Below are 22,312 nucleotides of genomic sequence, written 5' to 3'. Positions count from 1 at the left end.
CATCCACACTACCTTGGAAGTCCCGGTGTGAGGTCTACCGGTGGGCACCACCCAAGGCCGCCATGTCCTCAACGCCAGAGATCACTCGATCAGCAGATGGGCGGGCGGGACAGGTGGAGCAGATCCGGATCCCTGCGGACCAACTCGCCTTCGAAAGCGTCCCAACCATGCTCGATGATGTACCGCTTCTCCGATTTACTGATCGGGACCAACCAAACAATCGCCGCTTCCGCTCCCTCGTCGAGCGCGACCTGGTCGAATCGCTCGTCGAAGTAGCCGGGGACTGCGGCATACAGGCAGGAAAGCTCGCTACCCTCGGCGACGCCGCCCGGAAGGTCGAAGGTCTGTCCCCGCAGGATCGCCTCGTGGCGATTCAGCAGATCCCTACCGACCACCTGCAGCGATTGCGGAAGACGTGCGGGTGCCAGCGCGGCATGCGTCGTCATGATCAGCTCCAGCCGCATCTCCTTCCCTCCCGTCGGGGAGGGAAGGAGATGCCGGCTGAGTCCCAGCGTCGCGTAGGACATCGATCCTTCGAGCGTTCCTCCGCCACCGAGCTCGGCTACCTGAAAGGGCAGTTCCAAGCCATTCGGATCGCGGGTCCACCCGGATCGGATCGGACCGAGCCGCTCCTCCAAGTGTGCGACGAGCAGGGACATGAGCCACCAATCAGTCAGCGCCAGCGCCACGGTTGCAAGGGATGCACTCTACCCCGCCGCCCTGGTGGTACCGATCGATCACTTCCTCACGTGTCACGTCGGCCGGGAACTTGGTGTTGCTCCAAGCATCTCCCTGATCGTGCCCGTAGTCCCAGTCCCGGTTCTGACCGGAGCCAGGGGCAACGGTCACCTCACCAACACAGTTCGGACCGCCACGTCGGCAAATCCTGCCCCCGGTCGGACCCACTGGTGCCGCCGCCCAGACCCGCTGCTCGACGCTGGTTCGCAGGCTCGGCCTGCTCGTCACGAAGCCGGGTTCATTGGTGCCCCGTAGCATGCCGTCCGCGTCTGCGGTGCCGGGCTGGTGCCGGTTGGGATCGGCAAGCCAACGGCCATTGTCGCCGCGAGGACGAGCCCCGTTCGCACAGTCGCACGTTGCCGAGTGCCCGGACTCTCCACCACCGCAGTTGTGCACGAGGACCGGCTCGTCCTCGACGACCACGTAGTACGTGTGGACGTCGGCGACCGTGAGGTCGCGCATCTCCTCGGCGCCCGCCTTGTTGAGCACCGCGACGACCGTGACTGCGCCCGTGCCCCGCACCAGCAGCTTCGTGCCCGGCTTGAGGTCCTTGGCGTCGTCCCACTTCCGCTTGGACGCGTTCCAGAACGGGTGGTGCTGAGTCGTCTTGACCTTCGTGGTCTTCCCGTCCTGGTCGCGGACGGTCAGGTCGGTCAGGTCCTTGTCGGTGTTCCGGTGAAGTTGGGTGACCTTCTTCGGCTCCGACTTGCCTGTCTTCGGGTCGGTTGCGACGACTTTGTCGCCGACGTTGACGTCCTCGATCGGCCGCTTCGAGCCGTCGGCCATCAGGACCTTGGTCTTCGGATCGAAGCTGTGGCGACGGCCTCGGGTTCGTGAGTCGTCGTTGGTCGAACACGCTCCCCCGCCACCGACCCCCTTGATCAGGTTCAGGCCGGGGACCATGTTCTCCACGGCCGCCCGCGGGTTGTACCGGCCCGACGTCGCGATCTGGTCGACCGCGTCCTCGACGCCGTTCTCCGCCGCCTCCTGGGCGAGTCGGCCGGCCAGGCCGGTGCCCACCTTCTTGGCGACGATCGCGCCGACCCGGCTGGCCAGGGCGCCACCGGCGCCACCGATCAGGCCGGTCACCGCTCCGGTGCCGAGCGAGCCCAGGGCGTCACCGATGCTGTGGATGTCGCCCTGCGCGGCGTCCTTGGCCAGGTTGATCAGTGCGGCCGTACCGGCCATGCAGGCGATGGCGCCGGCACCGGCGGTCAGCGCGGTGCAGGCCATGCCGGCGAGGATCGCCCCACCGACCGCGGCCACCTCGATCAGGACGTCCTTGTGCTCCTTGACCCACTTCTTGGTCGCGTTCGCGGCGTCCTTGACGTGGCTGACCGCCTTCTTGACGACCCGGTGGGCCTTCGCGGCGATCTTCTTACCGGCCTGCTTCGCCTTGTTGTAGAGGTGTTTCGCGCGCTTCTTCGCCGCGGCGATCTTCTTGGAGACGTACTTGCGGCCCTGCTCGTACTTCTTCTTCACGTACCGCTTGGCCTGGTGGTACTTCTTCTTGACGTACCGCTTGACCTGGTTGTATTTGCGCTTGACCTGGTGGTAGCGCTTCTTCACCGCCGCCTTGGCCCGGTGGTACGTCTTCTTCACCGCGCTCTTGGCCGCCTGGTACCGCGTGCTGACGTACGAGGAGGCGTAGGAGTAGTAGCTCGACGCGTACGACGACGCGTACGAGTAGGCCGACGAGGCGTACGAGCGCACCGAGCTGACCGTCGAGCTGAAGGCCTTCTTGATGCTGCCCCAGCCCCAGTGGCCGGTCGGGTCGGTGACGGTCAGCGGGTTGGCGTCGCCGTACTGGTAGCGGTTGGCGTTGATCGAGTCCGGCACCGGGCTGTTGTTGGCGGTGTCCCGGGTGTCGAACTGACCGGTGTCGGTGTTGTACCAGCGGGCGTGCATGTTGACCCGCGAGGTGAGCGCGTCGGTCCACTCGGACTGGTAGCCCAGCGAGCCGAGCAGGCCGGCGGTGTTGACCACCTTGCCGAGCGGGTCGTAGGTCATCGAACCGTCCAGCGCCGTCCCGGTGGCCGTGAACTGCCCGACCACGTCGGTGTGCAGGTCGGTCCAGACCATCCGCTGGGTGCCGCCGGCGGCGGCGCCGACCACCTCGCCGGAGGGGCCCCGCACGTAGGTCGCGGAGCCGTCGCCAGCCAGGTCGTTGGCGAGACCGGTGTACGAGTGGTTGGGGCGGATCGCCCGACCCAGACCGTCGTACGTGTAGGTCTGGGTGCCTCCGCCGGCCTGCTGCGACACCACCTGGCCGAACGCGTCGGTGCTGGTGGTGTTGCCGCCGGCCGTCGCGAGGGTGCCGCGGGCGGTGTAGGTGTAGGCGACCCCGTCCGCGGTCTGAAGCCGGTTGCGCTGGTCGTACGTGAACAGCTTCGAGCCGTTCTGTACGCGGTTGCCGGACTTGTCGTAGGCGTACACCGTGGTGGCGGCGCCGTTGTTCCACGACGTCAGCCGGTCGGCCAGGTCGTAGGTATAGGTGTTGGCCGTCGAGCCCGCGAAGCCCGTGGTGGTCTTCGAGGTGATGTTGCTGTTGGCGTCCCAGCCGTAGGTGATCTTCGCCAGCGAGGTGCCGGTCGACGACTTCAGCTCGTCGCCGGTGAGCCGGCGCAGCGGGTCGAAGGTGAAGTTACGGGTGTTCCCGTTCGTCCCGTAGGTGATCTTGCTGACCTGGGAGAGCGTGTTGTAGGTGTACGCCATCTGCACGCCCGCAGTCGGGTTGTCCAGCTTCGAGAGCCGGCCCGCCTGGTCGTAGTTGTACGAGGTGGCACCGGCGGCGTCCTGGCGGGAGGCCAGCCGGCCGTCCGGGTCGTAACCGAACGACGAGTCACCCGACGGGCCGGTCACCGACAGCGGCAGACCACGGTCGTCGTAGCTGATCGTGTTCGTGCCGCCCGAGCCGGACAGCGAGGTCATCCGACCGGCCACGTCGTAGTCGAAGACCCGGTCCTCGGTGGCCGCCTCGGCGCCCGTGCCACTCTGCCGGATCAGCCGACCCATGTCGTCGTACGCGTTGGTGACCGACACGCCACCGGGCAGCAACTGCGTCGACGGCCGTCCGCCCTGGTCGTAGACGATGGTGAAGGTCCGGTCCGCGGCGTCCGGGTGGGCCGCCGTGGCCGGCTCGATCTGCGACTCCGGCAGCCCCCACGTGTTGTACGTGGTGTAGAAGGCGTTGCCGCGACCGTCGGTGAACCGGGTGCGGTTGCCCTCCAGGTCGTAGCCGAACGTGGTCTGGATCGAGTCCGATCCGGAGATCGGCTGGATCTCCTTGGTCAGCGCGCCCGTCGCGTCGTACTCCATGGTGGTGGTGGTGCCGCGGGCGTCCGTGGTCGCCACCATGTTGCCGGCGCGGTCGTACTTCGCCGACTGCGACGACAGCAGCGTGCCGGTCGGGCTGTACTCGGCCGTGCCGGTCGCCCGGTCCGCCATGTCGTAGGCGACCGTGGCGTACGAGTTGTCCGGGCGGATGCTCTTGGTCGTCCGGCCCTCGCTGTCGTACTCGTAGCGGGTGGTGTTCCCCGCGCCGTCCACGACCGCGATCGGCTCGCCCGCCTTGTTGTAGCTGGTCGAGCTGGCCACCCCGGCGGCCGAGGTGACGGTGGTCTTCTGGTCGGCGGCGGTGTCGTCGTACGTGTACCTGGTGGTGTAGTTGGTGCTGCTCTGCCGGACCACGTCGGTCGAGGTGAGCGGCCGGCTCAGGTAGTCGTAGGTGCTCGTGGACACCGCGCCGGACGGGTCCTTCGATGAGAGCAGGTTGCCCGCGTCGTCGTAGGTGTACGTGGTCACCCCGTCGTTCGGCGCGGTCTCCTTCGCGAGCCGGCCGAGCTGGTCGTACTCGTAGCGGGTGATCTTGCCCAGCGGGTCGGTCACCGCGGTGACCTGCCCGGTCGAGTCGTACGTCTGGGTGCTCTCCGGCACGATCGGGACGCTCGAACCCGGCGGCGTGTAGGCCGGGTCCTTCTGCGACACGACCCGGCCGGCGGCGTCGTAGCCGGTCACCGACCAGTTGCCGTTGGCGTCGCGCGCGTCGGTCTGCTCGTCGAAGGTGTTGTACCCCGCGTAGCTGACCGCGTTCGCCAGTGCCGGCAACTGCCCGGCCTGCTCCACCATCGCCGCCGGCGCGGTGGAGCGCGCCACCCGGCCTTCCTCGTCGTAGGCCTGGTAGGTGGTGTTGCCGTTCTCGTCGGTGATCGCGGTCGGCAGGCCGTCCTGGTCGAGCACCTGGGAGGTACGGATGACCTGCGCGTCCGCGGCCGGCGCGGTACCGGCCTTGAGCTGCGAGATCTCGGTGGCGGTCAGCGCCTTCTGGTAGACCTGAACGTCACTGATCTTGCCGTTGAAGTAGTTGGTGCAACCGCCGTTCCACAGGCCGCAGCCGACGGTGAACGGACCGTCCGTGGCCCAGGACGTCACCGCGGTCTTCGTACCGTCGGCGACACCATTGACGTACAAGGTCATGGTGGCGGTCTTGGCGTCGTACACACCCGCCAGGTGGGTCCAGGTGTTCACGGCGGGAACGGCCGTCGCGGTGGCGGCCTGGTCACCCGTCGGGTTGTCGATGTCACCCGACTTCATGACGAACTTCCACTGGTTCGTCTCGTGGTAACGCAGCTCGAACGCGTTCTGCCGGTCACCGTCCTGGCCCAAGATGCGGCCCTTGACGCCGGTCGCGCCGAGGTTGACCCAGGCGGCGAAGGTGAGGCTCCGCTCGGTGTCCACCAGCGGTCCCGTCGTCTGGAACTTGGCGTTCGTACCGTTGAAGACGGCCGAGCCGCCCCGCTCGGTCGACCAGGCCATGCTGCCCGACCCGGTCGCCGGGCTGTTGCCCACCGAGTCCGCGGCCTTGGTACCCGAGGTCTCGTTGAGCTTCCAGCGCGCGACCGGGGTCAGCGCCGCCGACGGGTACGTCGTCTCGGCGACCGCCCGACCGGCCCTGTCGTAGAGCGCCTCGGAGATCCCGGTGACCTGGTTGCCGTTCGCACCGTCGGTGGAGACGGTGGAGATCACGTTGTCGTCGGCGTCGTAGGCGAGAGTGGTGGTCCGCTTCAACCCGTTCGGGTCGACCGTCGAGGAGATCGTCCGGCCGGCCGCGTCGTAGCTGGTGGAGGTGACGCTGCGGCCGTTGTTGCCGACCTCGGTCAGCTCGTTGCCGGCCGCGTCGTAGGTGTGCTCCTCCACCACGAACGTCTTGGTGCCGTCGGTGCGGATGACCTTGGCTTCCAGGCCGTTGTCCGTGTAGGTGAACGACGTGGTCCAGCCCATCGCGTCGGTCTCCGACGCGAGCCGGCCCGCCGGGTCGTACGACCGCCGGCTGGTGACCAGGTCACGCGGCGCCGAGGGGTTGTTCGGGTCGCCGGTCCAGCCGACCACGGTCGAGGTGAGCAGGTTGCCCTCGGCGTCGTACGTGCTGGTGGTGACCCCGCCGTCCGCCTCGGTCTCCTTGACCACCCGGCCGTACAGGTCGTACTCGAGGTTGGTGGTCTCGTTCGTGGCGTTGGTGGTCGCCGTCTCCTGGCCGTACGCGTTGTAGGTGTGCTTCTCGGTGCGCGGCGCGTCACCGCCGGTGGTGTCGCTGACCGTCTGCTCCACCACGTTGCCGTCGACGTCGTAGGTGGTGTCGGTCTTCGCGGTGTGCACCGCGCCGGTGACCCGGTTGGTCACGCCCGGCTCGGTCTCGCTGAGCGGCCGGCCCAGTTTGTCGAAGGTGCGGGTGGTGGTCAGTCCCGCCGGGAAGGTGTCGGTCACCTCCGTCTCGCTGACCGGCTGGCCCAGGCCGTCGTAGGTGTAGCGGGTGACCTTGCCGCCCGGCTCCACCACCTCGGCGACATCACCGCTGGCGTAGTAGACGACCGTCTGGACCTGCCCACCCGGGGTGGTCACGGTCGAGGCCAGGCCGGCCGGGGCGAAGCCACCATCCTTGGCCGCCACGGTGGCGCCGTCGGTGTAGGTGGTGCGGGTGACCCGGCCGAGCGGGTCGGTGATGGTGGTCTGGTTGCCCTTGGCGTCGTAGTCGTAGCTGGTCTTGTACGTGTTGTCGGTCTCCGACGCCGACCGGCCATCCCGCATCGTCAGGATGACGTCGTTCCGCGGGTCCGGCTGGCCACCGATCTTCACCGAGGCGCCGGTGACCCAGCCGCCGGTGCCGTTGCCCGAGACCAGGTACATGTCGTTGTCGGTCGACTTGCGGTAGACGAAGTCGGCCTTCTTGTCGCCGTCGAAGTCGCCTGAGGTGAGCAGCGCGTTGGCCGAACTCCAGCCCGTGCCGATCTTGACGGACGTACCGGTCGACCAGCCGCCGGTGCCGTTGCCGGCGACCATGTAGAGGTTCTTGTCGGAGGAGTTGCGGTAGACGATGTCGTCCTTGCCGTCACCGTTGAAGTCCCCCGGGGCGGCCAGCAGGTCGGCGTTCTGCCATCCGTTGCCGATCTGCGTCGCAGTGGCGCTGACCCAGCCGCCGGTGCCGTTGCCCTTGAGCATGTAAAGGTTGTTGTCGACCGAGCTGCGGAAGATCAGGTCCGGCTTGCCGTCACCGCTGAAGTCGCGGGACATCACCATGAGGTTCGCCGAGCCGACAGCCGGGCCGATCTTCACCGAGCTGCCGGTGGTCCAGCCGCCCGTGCCGTTGCCGGCGAGCAGGTACATGTTGCTGTCGCTCGAGCTGCGCCAGAGGATGTCCGGCTTGCCGTCGCCGTTGAAGTCCTTGCTGCCGACGATCAGGTTGGCACCGGCGATGCTCGTGCCGATCTTCGTCGGGATGCTGGTCAGCCAGCCGCCGGAACCGTTGCTCCGCACCATCTGGATGCTGTTGTCGGTGGCCTCCCGGTAGACGATGTCCGGGTAGCCGTCGCCGTCGAAGTCGTTGAACATCACCGGCAGCTGGGCGGTGGACCAGTCGAGCGGGTCGGCCGAGTTCCCGTAGTAGGTGTAGTAGACCGACGAGCACTTGTTGGCCGACTGGTCCTGGCAGGTGATTACCTGCTTGGTGTTGCCCCGGACGTCCTGCAGCTCCTGCGTCCACACGCCGTTCGGGTCGTAGGTCAGGTTGCCGAAGCCGCCGACGTCGTAACCGAACTTGGTGGTGTTCCCCAGCGCGTCGGTCTGCGCCACCATCCGGTTGCCGTTGACCACGTCGTAGCTGTAGGAGAGCTGCTCACCGGTCGGGCCGGTGACCGTGACCGTGGAGACCGGCATCGCGACGGCCGTCGCCTGCCCGGACACCATGGTCACCGCGACCGGAACGGTCTGCTTCGACGCCTGGAAGTGGGAGCTGACCTGGGCGTCGCTGAGCTGCGTGCGGTAGAACGCCACCTCGGCGATGGAGCCCGGGAAGTACGCCACCCCGCTCGTCGGGGAGGACGGCCACGACTTGGTGTAGCCGGCGCCGATGTAGGCGTTGGCGGCGGTGGTGGTCTCCCCGGCCAGGGCGAGTTGGCCGACGGTCGCCCCGTCGAGGTAGAGCTTCTGGGTGGAGCCGCTGAGGGTGAGTGCGACGTGGTGCCACTTGCCGTCGTTCACCGCCGCCGTGGTGATCGGCGGGTTCGTGGTGTTGCTGCCGCAATAGCACCACTTGCCGCGCAGCTTGCCGTCGATGCCGACGTAGAGCGCGGGCACCCAGTTGCCGGTGAAACCGCGGGTGGCGATGTCCTCGGTCTGGAAGCCGAAGAGCGTGCCACCGGCGGTGCTGCCGGACGGCATCTTGAACCACATCTCGACCGAGTTGGGTCCGGTGGTGGGGATGTCCTCCGCCGGCATCTGCAGGTACGAGCTGGAGCCGTTGAACGAGGCAGCCTTGCTGTCGCTGAACGGGCCGGCGACGCCGAGCGTGGCGTCGCTGAAGGTGGCCGTGCCACCCTCGACCTCGTTGATCGCGTCGGTGACGTCGACCTCGCCGAGCCGCCAGTAGTCGACCGGCTTCGCGCCGAGCACCGAGGCGGCGTACACGTCGCTGTCACCGGAGACGGTCGGGGTACCCATGGTCCAGGCGCCGCCGTTCTCGTCCTTGACGCTGGCGACCCGACCGGTGGTCTTGTCGTACGAGATCTCCGCGGTGACGCCGCCGGAGGGGCGGACCACCTTGTTGAGCACCGGGTGGCCGGTCCGGCCGGCGCTGTTCAGCGCGGCGATCGTGGTGCCGGTCAACGCCTGGTTGAAGAACGCCACGTCGGAGATCGAGCCGGAGAAGTAGTTGGCCACCGCCGGGGAGGCGCCGGTGTTCTTGTGGCTGGGCCACGAGCCGCCGACGAAGCCGGCGCCGATCTGCACGTTCGCCGATCCGTTCGGGACCTGGGCGATGGTGCCGGCCAGGGTGCCGTGCAGGGTCCCGTCGAGGTAGAGGGACTGCGTGTCACCCGCGCCGGTGAGCACCACGTGGTGCCAGGCGCCGTTGTTCACCACGGAGGTGGAGGCCATCGCCTGCGTGGCGTTGCCCTGCCACCACTCGCCGCGCAGCTTGCCGTCGCTGCCGATGTAGAGCGCCGGGGTGTAGTTGCCGGTCGTGGTGCCCTTGGTGATCGCGTCGCCGTTGTAGCTGAACAGCACGCCGTTGACGGTGGTGGTCTTGAACCACATGCTGATCGACTGGTACTGGCCGTCGGCGACCAGCTTGCCAGGGAGCTGCACGTACGAGCTGGTCCCGTTGAAGCCGGTGGTGGTCGCGGTCGAGCCGGCCAGGCCGGCCGGCTGGCCCAGGGTCACGCCGTTGTAGCGGGCGTTGTCGACACCGGCGTTGCTGAGCACCCGGCTCGCCGCGATGGTCGCGCCGCTCGCCTCGTTCAGCGGCCAGTACGAGTACGGGCCGGCGTTCAGCACCGCGTTGGCGTACTGGGAGGTGGTGTCCGTCTGGTACGTGGTGCAGTTGGCCCAGTCCGTCGGCGGGCAGACCTTGGTCAGCGCGTCGTTGGAACCGTAGGTGTACTGCCAGGTCGCCGAGGTGTTCCAGTCGCCGGCGGTGGCGGGATCGGTGTAGACCGTCGCGACGTGCGGAGCACTCGACCCGGCCGGGGTCGACCAGGTGACGTACAGCGACCGGCCGGAGGCAGAGGTGAGCTTGGTCAGATTCCCCGAGGTGTCGTAGGAGAAGCTGAGCGAGCGACCGTTGGCGTCGGTGATCTGGGTGACCTTGTAGACGCCGGTGCCGGCCAGCTGGCTGAAGACGTAGACCGTGCCGTCCTTGTCGGTGAGCGTGTAGCCGGCCACCGCTCCCGCGGTGTCCTTGTTCTCCTTGAACACCGAGTACCGGCCGGAGGTGGAGGTGAAGCTGCCGTCGGCGTTGCGCCCCATGGCCACCTCCTGACCGGTGGGGTAGGTGATGAGCACCGACTGGATGCTGCCCGCCACGTCCTTGACCTGGGTCGCGCGCACGTCCAGCAGGCTGGACCAACCGGTGCCGAAGGCGTTGCTGCGCCGGGTGTCGAGGCTGTTGTAGCTGCGGGTGACCGAGAGCGACGGGCCCACCGTGGTCACGCTGGCGTCGGTGGCCGAGGTGGTGTAGTTGCCGACGCTCGGGTCGTAGCCCTTGCCGGCGTTCTGCGCGAGGTTCGCGGTCAGCAGCGGCTGCGGCACCGAGGTGGTGAAGGCGTACGCCGGGGAGACGGCGCTGTAGGCGGCCTTGTCGTAGACCTGGACCGTGTAGAGGTAGGTCTTGTTCCAGGTCAACTTGCCGGACGGCACCGTCCAGCTGGGGGTCGTGATCCAGCCCGAGCTGACCACGGTGGCGTTGGTCTCGGCGTCCGTGACCACGTAGTTGTAGGTCAGGCCCTTGGCCGGCCAGTTGTCCGAGTCGACGGCCCGGGAGAGCAGTTCCGGGGTGAGCGTCTGCACGACCGCGTTGTTGGCCGGGTACCGGAGGTTGACCTGCGGCGCGACGTCGTTGGTGTAGGTGAACTCGACGTACGGCTTGTAGGCGCCGGAGGAGAAGTTGGCGGAGGTGAACCGCTTCCAGGCGTACGAGTCGGTCTCCGACGCGGTCAGCGCGAGACCCTCGTTCGCGCCGCCGGTCGACCAGTCGTTGAAGGTGTCGACGTTGAGCGGGACGCTGACCCACTTGCCGATGCTCCGGTCGGCGCCGCTGTTGGTGCAGGCCGGGTTGTTGTCGCTGATGGTCAGCGAGCCGATCGACGACGAGATCGTCGGTCCCGGGTAGCTGGCCGTGCTGAGGTCCTCGACGGTCCAGGCCTGGGTGGCCCGGTGCACGTAGAACGGCTTGTGGGTGGCGCAGTCGTACGACCACGTGTGGTAGAGGAAAAGCTTCGCCGCGCTGAACCGCTTGCCGACGAAGCCGTTGTTGTCGAAGTCGTCGAGGTGGATGAACGAGCGAGCCTTGGTCGTGCCGCCGTTGTAGGTGCCGACCGGCAGGTTGTCGCCGTTGTTGGTGGTGGTGCTGTCGTTGTCGACGAAGACGTCACCGGTGGTGCCGGTGGTGGCGGTCGGGTCGATCCGCACCGGGTACTGCCGGGCCGGGTCGCGCAGCCACGCCTGGTCGGCGGTGACCTTCAGCGCGGGAGCGCCGTCGACGGTGACCAGCTCGAAGACCACCTTGTCGGACTCGGCCGGGGCACCGGACTTCGGGTCGACCTTGGCGTCCTGCATGGAGCCGCGCGGGAACCAGGCGACGGCCTTGCCGCCGGCGTTGAGCAGTTCCACCGAGCCCTGCGCGGTCAGCCGCGGGGTGAGGCCCTTGAGCCGCAGCGGGAAGACCCAGCTCGACGCCGCGTCGGGCGAGTGCAGGACCAGGGTCTCCTTGACGCCGGCGTCGAAGGCGGTCAGCTCCAGGTCGGTCTGCCCGAGGATGTCGCGGTAGCGGGCGGTGGCGCCGTCCACGGTCGGCGCGGTGACGTTGGCGCCCTGAAGCTGGTAGCCCACGCTCTCGCCGGTCGGCAGGGTGAGCTGCGCCAGGTCGGGGCCGGTGGTCGCGGTCGCGGCGGGAGCGGTGCTCGGGTCAGCGGCGGGGGCGGCGGTCGGGGCGGCGGCATCCCGGGTGGCTGGCGCGGCGGTGCCGGCGACCGAGACGCCCAGCTGGTTCGCCTTCACGTGCAGCCGGCCGTCGGCGCGCCCGGTCAGGTTCGAGTCGATCTTCTGCCAGGTGCCGTCGGCGGCGCGGTAGTTGACCGGGCGGTTGTAGGTCCGCTTGGTGTACGAGCCGTCGGCGTTCTGGAAGACGTCCGAGCGGGCGCTCGACCGGGCAGCGAGCCGCTTGCTGGTCCGCCCGTCGAAGCCCTGCTCCGCCGGGCCGGTGGTTTCCGGCGTCGTCTCGATCTCGTGCGGCCGGTACGAGTCGAGCGTGCCCGCGGCCGGCTTGGGCGCCCGTCCGGCGCCCTGACGCGCGTCGGTCGCGGCGGCCGAAACGTGCGGGTCGACCGCGATCGGCCGGCCCTTCTGCTGCACGGGGAGGCCCAGGAAAGCAGCGGTGGCCGACCAGGCCGGCCGCTGAGCGAACCAGGTCAGCCAGGTCAGCGGGAACTCGCCGCCCGGACGGACCACATCTGCTGGCACCGCGACACTGAGCCCGAAGACCACCGCGATCACGATGGCCAGACGGCGCGCAGAACTGGTGACGGATCGGCGCACGGCCGGTCCCCTCCCCGTGAAGTGAAAATTTCTCCGCGGAGTTTGAGGGTCAGCCGGTCCGGGTAACAAGCCCCCTGATCAGATTCTCCTGAGAGGAAGCTGAAAGAAGCTCCGCCTCAGGAGGCGAGCCCGGAGATCAGTTCGCGGGCCTTCTGCTGCGCGACTTGCGGGCTTTTTGCTTCCACAACGGACACGTTACTTGCGGCGCTTCCACCATTGATACCCACGAAGTGGACAGTTGGGAATCTTGCCGCTCCGGCCCGCAATGCGCCCACCGGTGCCGGACCCGCGCTGAGAATAAGATCACACCTGCTCTGGACCAGGCTCGCCAGGTACGTCTCGGCATTCTCCGCCGTCTGCGGGCCGTTCACCTCGAGATACTGGATCTTGACGTGGGTGGTCACGGACGCCTCCTGCATCCCGGCCCAGACCGGTGCCGCCTCCGACTCCGCGACACCCTTCTCGCCGGTCAGCAGGCACGCCGTCTCCGCCCGGTACTCGCGCTGGCGCGGCGGCGGCGCGTCGGCCGGCCACAGCGTCCATGCCAGCCCGCCGGCGGCGACCACCAGCACGGCGACCACCGCCCACCACGGCGGGCGCACCCGCAGCCACGACGGGAGGGCGCCCGCCCGCGCGGGGCGCTGCCGCTCCCGGATCCGACGTCCCAAGCCTCCACCAAGCACGGCGAGAGACTACTCGGTGCCGGATTCAGTCCTGGCCCTCCCGGGGCACCGGCGCAGCCGGGGAGGCAGGCGGGGACGAAACCGCCGGCGGCGGCGGGGTGGACTCGCGCAGCAGCCCCGCGAGCCCGGCCCGGCGGGCCACCACGGTCAGCCGGTCCCCCGCCGAGATCACCATCCGCGGGTCGGTCTTCCAGTCGGTCTTCTGCCCCGACCGGGTGTGCGCGAGCAGGCGCACCTCTCCGGGGCGGGCCACCGAGGCGAGTGGACGGCCGTCCAGCGGGGCACCCGCAGCCACCGGCACCTCCACCACCAACAGCGCGTGCCGGTCGACCGGGATGGTGGCGATCACCGCGCGGTCCAGCAGCGCCACCGCGAACGAGGGCGCGGCCAGGTACGACACGCTGCGCGAGATGCCGATGCCGAACGCCTTCTGGATCCGCTCGGCGAAGTCGCCGTCGAAGAGCCGCAGCACCACCCGCACCTCGGCGTTGAGCGCCCGCGCGTTCAGCGCGGCCCGCAGGTTGACCCCGTCGTCGGTGGAGACCACCACCAGCGCCTGGCAGTGCTCCACCGAGGCCGACCGCAGCGTCTCCTCCCGGGCCGCGTCGCCGACGATGAGCGGCACGCCCAGCCGGCGGGCCAGCGCCGCGCCCCGGGCCTCGGGGTTCCGGTCGATCACCACCACCTCGACGCCGAAGTCGCGCAACTGCGCCATCACCCGGGTGCCGATGTTGCCCAGCCCGACCACCACCACGTGCCCGGCGCGGACCGGCTGAATCCGCCCGGAGTGCAGGGCCAGCCGGGCGTTGACGATGCCGTCGACGACCACGGCGGTGATCAGCGGGATCAGCGCCAGCCCGGCGAGGTTGAGCACCACCTGCATGATCTGCGCGGCGGCCGGCTTGCCGACATCCGGGTCCTGCCCGCTGAGCGTGGTGACCAGGGTGAGGTAGAGCGCCTCGGCCCAGCTGACGTGCGCCGCCCGGCCGTTGAGCCAGCCGAGCACGGCGATCACCGCCAGCAGCAGGAGGACCGCGATGCCGATCTTGCGGGTGGCGAAGCTGCGGACCGCGCGGAGCAGCACGGCCAGCGGCTGCCGCCGGCGGCGGGCCCGGACCAGTCGGCGGGCGGCCAGCTCGGTGCCGACCGGCTGCCCGGTCGCCTCGGCGAGCACCACGTCGGCGGCGGCCTCGTCGGCGGGCAGCACCCGGACCAGGTCGGGGTCGGTCGTCACGGCCAGGCCGCTGACCACGTCCACCGGGCGTACGTCGTCGCGGCGGGCCACGTAGAGGGTGCGACCGCCGTGCCGGAAGTGGGTGGGAGCGACCTCGCCGAGCGCCGCGGCGACGAACGCCGGGGCGGCCATCGAGGCGTCCGACAGGACCGCCGAGTCGGGGAAGAGCTGGCGCAGCCCGTTGGCGAGGCTGGTGTTGAACATCCGGACCACCAGGCGCAGCCGCGGCTCGACCTCCTGGGCGCAGAGCGCGGCGTGCATGTTGCCCACGTCGTCCTGGTGCAGCAGGGCCAGCCCGTCGGCACCGGCCAGCCCGGCCCGGCGAAAGGTGGCCTCGTCGAGCCGGTCGGCGCGGACCACCTGGATGCCGTCCAGGTCGCGGCCGTCCGGGCCCTCGGAGCGGCGGCGCTCCGGCACGACCAGGGTGATCCGGATCCGGCCGTACGGCAGCTCGGTGCCGAGCAGCGCCCGGACCACCCAGTACGCCAGCGGGTCGTTGCCGCAGACCACGTAGTGCGGGCGGGTCTCGCCGTTCATCCGCAGCCGCCAGCCCGTCGCGCGCCGGGCGCGGTCGCGCAGGGGTTCGGCCATGACCGGATGGTAGTCAGCCGGTCGCACCGGGCGCAGCCCCCGTGATCATGAACGTCGGGCGTACCGGCATGTCCGGGCCGGCGGCGGGTAGAGCACCGGCATGCAGACCTTCCTCCCGTACCCGGACTTCCTGGCGAGCGCGCGGGTGCTCGACCAGAAGCGGCTGGGCAAGCAGCGGGTGGAGACCATCCAGGTGCTGCGCGGGCTGACCCGGCCGAACTACGGCTGGCGCAACCACCCGGCGGTGAAGATGTGGGCCGGCTACGAGGAGGCGCTGACCCGGTACGGGCTGGACATGTGCGCGGTCTGGTCGGAGCCGGGCCGGGCCGACACCTGCGCGGCGACCATGGCCACGGACCTCGCCGCCGCGTGCGGCATCACCGCGATCCGTACCCAGGCCGAGCTGGCCGGGGCCGGTGAGCTGCCGCCCTGGCTGGGTCAGGAGGACCTGCACCTGAGCCACCGCTCGTCGCTGCTGCGCAAGGACCCGGAGCACTACCGGCCCCGCTTCGGCGAGCTCCCGCCCGACCTGGAGTACGTCTGGCCGGCCTCGGACCGGGATCGGCGCTGCCTGCTGCCGTCCGACGGCTGAGCCGGGCAGACTGGGGACTCGGGCGGGCGGGAAGGTGCACATGGCGCTGTCGCAACTGTTGGGTCGGCTCATCGGCGTACGCGAGCACGAGGTGGACCCGGGCGGCGGCGGTGCCCCCCGCGTGCCGCGCCCGGTCACGGCGGTGGTGGTCGGCGGCGGTATCGCCGGCATGTCGGCGGCGGTGGTGCTCGCCGAGCGCGGGGTGGACGTGACGGTGCTGGAGGCCGCGCCGACCCTGGGTGGCCGGCTCGGCGCCTGGCCGGAGCAGCTGCCCGACGGCAGCCAGCAGAACGAGCACGGTTTCCACGCGTTCTTCCGGCAGTACTACAACTGGCGGTCCGTCCTGCGCCGGGTCGACCCGGGGCTGGGCTTCCTCAAGCCGATCCCCGGCTATCCGATCCTGAGCGAGCGGTGGCCGACCGAGGAGTTCGGCAAGCTGCCGCCCGCAGCGCCGGCGAACCTGCTCGCGCTGCTGCTGCGCAGCCCCAGCCTGCGCCTGGCGGACCTGCGCGGGATGGACCGGGACGCGGCCCTGCCGCTGCTCAGCTACGACCCGGTGCGCACCTACGCCGAGTTCGACCACACCACCGCCGACGAGCTGCTCACCTCGTTGCGCCTGCCGGACCGGGCCCGGGCGATGCTCTTCGAGGTCTTCTCGCACTCGTTCTTCAACCACGAGGCGGAGATGTCGGCCGCCGAGATGATCGCCCAGTTCCACTTCTACCTGCTCGGCAACCCGGAGGGGCTGGCCTTCGACTGCCCGGACGAGGACTACGCGACCGCGATCTGGCAGCCGCTGACCCGGCACGTGGAGAAGCACGGCGGCCGGGTGGTCACCGGCGCCGCCGCGACCCGGCTGGACCGGAGCCCGGACGGCTGGCGGGTGACCGTCGCGGACGGCACGTCGTACGACGCCGGTCACGTGGTGCTGGCCGTCGACCCGCCGGCGTTGGCCGCGCTGGTGGCCGCCTCGCCCGGCCTGGTCGCGGCGGCGCCCCGGCTGGTGGCGGCGATGCCCGCGTTCGGGCAGGCCGGCCCGCCGTACGCGGTGGCGCGCTACTGGCTGGGCGGGGACGTGCGCGCCGACCGGGCGGTGTTCAGCGGGGTGTCCCGGCAGCCCACCCTGGACTCGGTGACCCTCTACCACCGGCTGGAGAACGAGTCCCGCCGCTGGGCGGAGCGGACCGGCGGCGCGGTGGTGGAGCTGCACGCGTACGCCTGCGAGCCGGACGTGCCGGCCGAGGAGCTGGCCGAGCGGATGCGGGTCGAGCTGACCGCGCTCTGGCCGGAGGTGGCCGGGCTGCGGGTGCGCGAGCTGCGCGCCCGGGTCGAGGCGCAGGCCCCGGCGTTCACGCCGGGTAGTCACGCCGGCCGTCCGGGAATACGCACCGATGCCCGCGGCCTCTACCTGGCCGGGGACGGCATCTCCACGGAGTTCCCCAGCGCCCTGATGGAACGGTCGGCCGCGACCGGGATCATCGCCGCGAACCACATCCTGCGGGGTGCGGGCGCGGCGGCCGAGCCGGTCCGCTCGATCCGCCCGCGGGGGCTGCTGGCGCGCCGCTGAGGGATTCCCTGCGCACCCGCCCGAGGCGCGGCAATCGGCTTATTCGCCCCTTTTCGCACCAAATCCTGATCTACGCTCGACTGACGTCGATCGACGCCGGCGCACGGCCGGCACGGGAGGTCGGGAGGGTGGCAGCGCACCGGGCCGGCGTGAACGCCGGCCCCGCCGAGGAGAACGGCCGCGACGACGCGTACGGGCTGCTCCGCGACGAACGGGCCTGCATCGGCACCGCGCTGCGCCTCGGCTGGTGGATGGCCGACGCGTACCACCACGCGCAGACCGCCGACCTGACCGGCGTCGACGATCCGGCCGCCGCCCCGCCCGCGAAACTCTCCAACCTCACCGAGATGTCCGGCCGCGACCGGATGCGGATGTACCTCGACGGGGCCGAGGTGGCCCTCAACCAGATCGCCGAGCTGACCGACACCCGCCGGCCCGGTCCGTCGCTGGCCGCCGCCCGCGCCGAGACCGCCGGCGAGCCGCTGCTGCTCGCCCTGGACGCGCTCAACATCGACGTGCTGCGCTGGGCGATGGCCACCAACCACCGGGTCGGGCTGGCGTACCGGCTGGGCCGGTCCCTCGCCGACACCGTCCGGCACGGCGACGCCGACCAGCTCGTGCATCGCTTCGGCGGCCGGCAGATCGAGATCAGCCGGTGGCTGGACGAGCTGGCCAGCGTGCTCCCGCCGTACTCCTCGGCGGTGGTGCGCCGGTCCCTGCTGGCGTGGGCGGACGCGGCCACCCGGGCCCGGGTCGGTGACCCGGCCGAGGCCGACACCGCCGAACTTGCCCGGGAGCTGCGCAACCAGGGCGACCTGTGGCGCGGTGTGCTCACCGGCGGGCTGCACCCCCGGGACCTGCTCGACGAGGAGGACTGGGCCGTGATCGCCCGGAACCTGATCATCCGGGACCGGAAGCTGGTGGTGCAGGCCGCCCGGGGCGTCTTCTGGCCGGTGCTCGTACCCCTGCTGGTGGTGCTGGTGGCGGTGGTCGGGGTGAGCGCCGCCGCGGCGGCCGGCTCGCCCATTACCCGGGCCGCAGTGGCCCTGCTCGGCCTCGGCGCCGGGCTGACCGCCATCTGGCGCTCGGTCTCCGGACCGGCCCTCACGGTCGCCGCCGAGGTCAACCGGCCGCTGCTGGACAGCGAACTCGTCTCCCGGATGACCGGCCGGATCAACCGGCCCCTCACCGCCGCCCGGGCCGCCGGCCGCACCCGCCGGCAACGGCACCCGGGCCGGATCGAGGGCGGATCGAAATACGTTGCCCCTCTCTCCCCCGCCGACCTACCGTGATCGCGCAAGGTCAACCGCCGGATCGGGAGTTCAGCATGACGAACGCGCACGCCACCCGTGTGCCGTCGACGCTGCCCAGCGGCGGTCACCGAGCCGAAGGTCCCCGGGACAGGTGGCCCGACTGACGCGTGTCCGCACGCGCCTCAGCCGCCCGTCCCACCGTGGACCGGGCGGCTTTTCGCTGTCCGGCCCGCTCCGCCGCCGATCGTGAAGGGAGAGCCCGGTGGACGCCGTCCTCGTCATCAACGCCGACCTCGGCCCGCTGCACCGGGTCACCGTCCAGCACGCCATCCGGATGCTGTGCCGCCGGGTCGCGGAGATCCACGAGGCCGAGCCGGACCAGGTGATCGGCGTCTTCCCGGTCCCCCGGGTGGTCCGCCTCGTCCGGTACGTCGTGACCCGCTGGCGGTTCAGCGCCGGGCCGGCCTGGTCCCGGGCCGGCGTGCTGCGCCGCGACGCCCGCTGCTGCGCGTACTGCGGCGGGCCGGCCAGCACCGTCGACCACGTCCTGCCCCGCTCGCGCGGCGGCCGGAACACCTGGCGGAACACCACCGCCGCCTGCTACGCCTGCAACCAGCGCAAGGGCGACCGGACGCCGGCCGAGGCGGGCATGCCGCTGCGCCGCGAGCCGGTCGTGCCGAGCTGGGCCGCGTTCGCCGGGCGGTGACGAGACCGGCCGGCGGGCACAGGGGGCCGTGTCGGGGGTACGCCCCGGCGCGGCGCCCGCCGGCCCCGAGCCGTCAGTTCCGGCCGGACGGCGACCAGGTGAAGCGCGGCGACCGGCGCTCGTGGAACGCCGCCACCCCCTCGCGGGCCTCGCCGCTGGACCGCGCCTTGGAGTGCCACCAGGCGATCCGGGTGCTGTTGGCCCGGTCGTCGACGATCTCCTTGGCCGCCGCGACGCTCAGCTGGGAGCGCTGGGCGATGGCGGCGGTGACCGCGTCCACCCTAGCGGCGAGGTCGTCGACCACCTCGTCGACCAGCCCCACCCGCAACGCCCGCTCGGCGTCGATCAGCTCGGCGGTGAAGAGCAGGAACTTCGCGGTGGACGGGCCGACCAGCCGGGTCAGCCGCCGGGTGGTCGGCGCCGGGTAGACCAGGCCGAGCCGGGCCGGGGGTACGCCGAACCGGGCATCGGGGGCGGCGATCCGCAGGTCGCAGGCGACCGCGAGCTGGCAGCCGCCGCCGACGCAGGGGCCCTGGATCGCCGCGATGGTCGGCTTGGCGAAGGCGGCGAGCCGCTCCTCGGCGGCGACCGCGATGCTCCGGTCGCCGGCGTCCAGCAGCTCGTCGAGGTCACCCAGGTCGGCGCCGGCGCAGAACGCGCCGTCCGCGCCGGTGAGCACGAGGACCCGCACCGCGGGGTCGGCCTCCAGGCCGTCCAGCAGACCCGGGAGCTGCCGCCACATGGCCGGCGTCATCGCGTTGCGCCGCCCGGGATGGCGGATCGTCACCGTCGCCACGGCGCCGGTCACCTCGACGGTCAGCTCGGCGTCCGGCACCGCCACCACCCCTCTCCGCGGGGCCGCCGCGTGCCGGGACCCGTCCCGGCGACCATAACGGCGCGGGCCCGACGACCACCCGCGAGGGGTGGCCGCCGGGCCCGCCGACGGCGAGGTCAGGTCAGGAGACGTTGACCGCGGTGTCGTCGATCACGAAGGACGTCTGGAGCGAGGAGTCCTCGACGCCGCTGAACTTCAGGGTGACGGTCTGGCCGGCGTACGAGGCCAGCGAGAACGACCGCTGGGTGTACCCGGTGGCCTTGTTCAGGTTCGAGTAGGTCGCCAGGGTCGCCAGCACCGTCCCGGAGGAGTTGAGCACCTGCACCTTGAGGGTGTCGTACGCGATGCTGGTGGTGGTCTCCGACGTGTCGATGTGCAGCCAGAAGCTGAAGTTGTACGAGGTGCAGCCGGCCGGCAGGCTCACCGACTGGGAGAGCGTGTCGGTGTGGGTGCTGCCGTACCCGTCCAGCCAGGCGTTCCAGGTGCCGCCGTGGGTCGGCTGGCCACTGCCGCCGTACTGGCCGATGACGCCGGAGGTGGAGGCCCAGACCGTGTTGCCGGACTCGAAGCCGGGGTTACCGAGCTTCTGGCCGGCGCCGGTGCAGCCGCCGCCGGTGCCGTTCACGGTCAGCGTGTAGCTGGCCGAGTGGCTCACCGCGCCGGCGCCGGTGACGGTCACCGTGTAGGTGCCGGCCGGGGTGCTCGCCGAGGTGGCGATGGTGAGGGTGGACGAGCCGCCCGAGGTCACCGAGGTGGGGTTGAACGACGCGGACGCGCCGGTCGGCAGGCCGGACGCGGAGAACGTCACGGTCTGCGCGGTGCCGCTGGTGGTGGCGGTGGCGACGGTGGTGGAGACCGAACCGCCCGCGGTCACCGAGCCGGAGGTCGGGGAGAGCGAGACGGAGAAGTCGTTCCCGGTCGACGTGCAGGGCGCGTCGCTGCCGGAGACGGCGACCGCGGTCCACGCCGCCTGGACGGCCTTGTACTCGGTGGAGCAGTTGCCGTACAGGTCGGTCGCCGCCCGCAGGCTGTAGGCCCGGGCGGTGTTCGACGGGGTGGTGGTGTTGACGTACGAGGTGTTGGAGGTGAAGTACACGTCCAGGGCGCGGAACCAGATCTTCTCGGCCTTGGCGCGACCGATGCCGACCACCGCCGGGGCGGAGCCGCAGACCGGCGAGGTGCCGTACGCGGTGGAGCCGGTGCCCTCGGCGAGGTTGAAGTAGAAGTGGTTGGCCGGGCCGGACGAGTAGTGCACGTCCTTGTTCTTGGTGCTGGTGGTCCAGCAGCTGTCGGACGAGCCGTCCAGCGAGGGGTTGTACATGTAGCGCAGCGGCGTGCCGTTGCCGTTGATGTTGATCTTCTCGCCGATCTGGTAGTCACCCGGGTCGGCGGTGGTGTTGGCGTAGAACTCGACCATCGTGCCGAAGATGTCGCTGGTGGCCTCGTTGAGGCCGCCGGACTCGCCGGAGTAGGTCAGGCCGCCCGGCACCACGTTCTCGGTGACGCCGTGGCTCATCTCGTGGCCGGCCACGTCGAGGGAGACCAGCGGCTTGGCGTTGCTGGAGCCGTCGCCGTAGGTCATCCGGGAGCCGTCCCAGAAGGCGTTGACGTAGTTGCTGCCGTAGTGCACCCGGCTCGGCACGCCGGTGCCGTTGCCGAAGATGCCGTTGCGGCCGTGCACGTTCTTGTAGTAGTCGAACGTCTTGGCGGCGCCGAAGTGGGCGTCCACACCGGCCGACTGCCGGTTGGAGGTGGTGCCGTTGCCCCAGGTGTTGTCGGCGTCGGTGAACGTGGTGCAGGTCGACGTGCCGTTGTTCATGTCGCAGGTGGAGTTGTTGCCGTGCGACGGGTCGACCATCTGGTACGTGCTGCCGGAGAGCGTCGTGTCGATGCTGACCGTGCCGGAGTAGATGCTGTTGCCGGTGCCGGCGACACTCTCGATCTCGTCGTACGAGCCGATCACCCGGCCGGTGGCGGCGTCGGTGATGACGTGCAGCTTCGACGGGGTCTGCTTGTCGGCCTTCCAGCCGGAGGCGACGGTCTCCCAGGCGAGGCGGCCCCGGCCGGAGCTGGCGTCGACGAAGAGCTCCGGGGCGCCCACGGTGGTGAGGCTGCCGGAGAACGTCTTGCGCGCGGTCGCGCTGGCCGCCGCCGAGGAGATCTTGGCGCCGGTGCCGAGGGTGAGCGGGGCGGCGAGGCCGACGGAGGTGCCGGCGTAGCTGCCGTTGGGCGCCGTGTGGATGACGAAGTCACCACCGTAGACGCGGAGGCCCTTGTAGGTGCGGGTGTAGCGGGTGTGCGCCGCTCCGTTGGCGTCCACCTTCGTACGGACGGCCTGGTACGACTCTCCGCTGGCGCCCTGGACGGCGCCGGGGTTGCTACGGAGCAGGCTTTCGGCACGAGCTGCGGGTGAGGTGTCCGGGGCGGGGGCGGTGGGGGCCGCTTGCGCTGCGGTGGCGACGCAGGTCAGCACCCCGCTGGTGAGCAGAGCTGCGCTGACGGCGGCGAGGGTTCTTTTCACGTGCCCTCC

At 70.6% G+C, this 22,312-nt stretch carries 10 protein-coding genes; 4 read left to right on the top strand and 6 right to left on the bottom strand.

The features are described from left to right. Positions 1-89: 89 nt before the first annotated feature. The 4 genes from AC5RWQ_RS14085 to AC5RWQ_RS14070 all read right to left on the bottom strand — a co-directional run bounded on the left by AC5RWQ_RS14085 (position 90) and on the right by AC5RWQ_RS14070 (position 14,829). Positions 90-689, bottom strand: coding sequence for a suppressor of fused domain protein (locus tag AC5RWQ_RS14085; protein ID WP_494283165.1), 600 nt, complete (start codon positions 687-689; stop codon positions 90-92). Next, entirely contained in the window at positions 670-12,321 is an 11,652-nt protein-coding gene (locus AC5RWQ_RS14080; protein WP_494283164.1) for a LamG-like jellyroll fold domain-containing protein, read from the bottom strand. Before AC5RWQ_RS14080 ends, AC5RWQ_RS14085 begins: the two co-directional genes overlap by 20 nt. Positions 12,322-12,437: 116 nt before the next feature. Further along, positions 12,438-12,902 carry a hypothetical protein gene (locus tag AC5RWQ_RS14075; RefSeq protein WP_494283163.1) on the bottom strand — a complete coding sequence of 155 codons (465 nt, stop codon included), beginning with the start codon at positions 12,900-12,902 and terminating at the stop codon, positions 12,438-12,440. A gap of 127 nt (positions 12,903-13,029) precedes the next feature. Beyond that, positions 13,030-14,829 (bottom strand): potassium channel family protein, encoded by a 1,800-nt coding sequence (locus tag AC5RWQ_RS14070; RefSeq protein ID WP_494283162.1) that lies wholly within the window; start codon positions 14,827-14,829, stop codon positions 13,030-13,032. 100 nt (positions 14,830-14,929) lie between these two features. Between AC5RWQ_RS14070 and AC5RWQ_RS14065 the strand changes: the two genes are divergently transcribed. The 4 genes from AC5RWQ_RS14065 (at position 14,930) to AC5RWQ_RS14050 (ending at position 18,947) form a co-directional block, all read left to right on the top strand. Further along, entirely contained in the window at positions 14,930-15,421 is a 492-nt protein-coding gene (locus tag AC5RWQ_RS14065; protein ID WP_494283161.1) for an MSMEG_6728 family protein, read from the top strand. Between the two features lie 40 nt (positions 15,422-15,461). After that, complete coding sequence (locus AC5RWQ_RS14060) at positions 15,462-16,988, top strand: FAD-dependent oxidoreductase (RefSeq protein ID WP_494283160.1); 1,527 nt, start codon at positions 15,462-15,464, stop codon at positions 16,986-16,988. Positions 16,989-17,116: 128 nt separating this feature from the next. Continuing rightward, positions 17,117-18,280 carry a hypothetical protein gene (locus AC5RWQ_RS14055; protein WP_494283159.1) on the top strand — a complete coding sequence of 388 codons (1,164 nt, stop codon included), beginning with the start codon at positions 17,117-17,119 and terminating at the stop codon, positions 18,278-18,280. 223 nt (positions 18,281-18,503) lie between these two features. Beyond that, positions 18,504-18,947 carry an HNH endonuclease gene (locus tag AC5RWQ_RS14050; RefSeq protein WP_334483869.1) on the top strand — a complete coding sequence of 148 codons (444 nt, stop codon included), beginning with the start codon at positions 18,504-18,506 and terminating at the stop codon, positions 18,945-18,947. Positions 18,948-19,020: 73 nt separating this feature from the next. Here AC5RWQ_RS14050 and AC5RWQ_RS14045 read toward each other — a convergent pair whose 3' ends face one another. Beyond that, positions 19,021-19,788, bottom strand: a complete 768-nt coding sequence (locus AC5RWQ_RS14045) for an enoyl-CoA hydratase/isomerase family protein (RefSeq protein ID WP_494283158.1) — start codon at positions 19,786-19,788, stop codon at positions 19,021-19,023. Positions 19,789-19,903: 115 nt separating this feature from the next. After that, complete coding sequence (locus AC5RWQ_RS14040; RefSeq protein ID WP_494283157.1) at positions 19,904-22,303, bottom strand: M4 family metallopeptidase; 2,400 nt, start codon at positions 22,301-22,303, stop codon at positions 19,904-19,906. Between the last annotated feature and the right edge of the window lie 9 nt (positions 22,304-22,312).

Source organism: Micromonospora sp. BS32 (assembly GCF_059089345.1).
The sequence above is the reverse complement of the archived record's forward strand: the minus strand, read 5'-3'. Positions and strand labels throughout refer to the sequence as shown.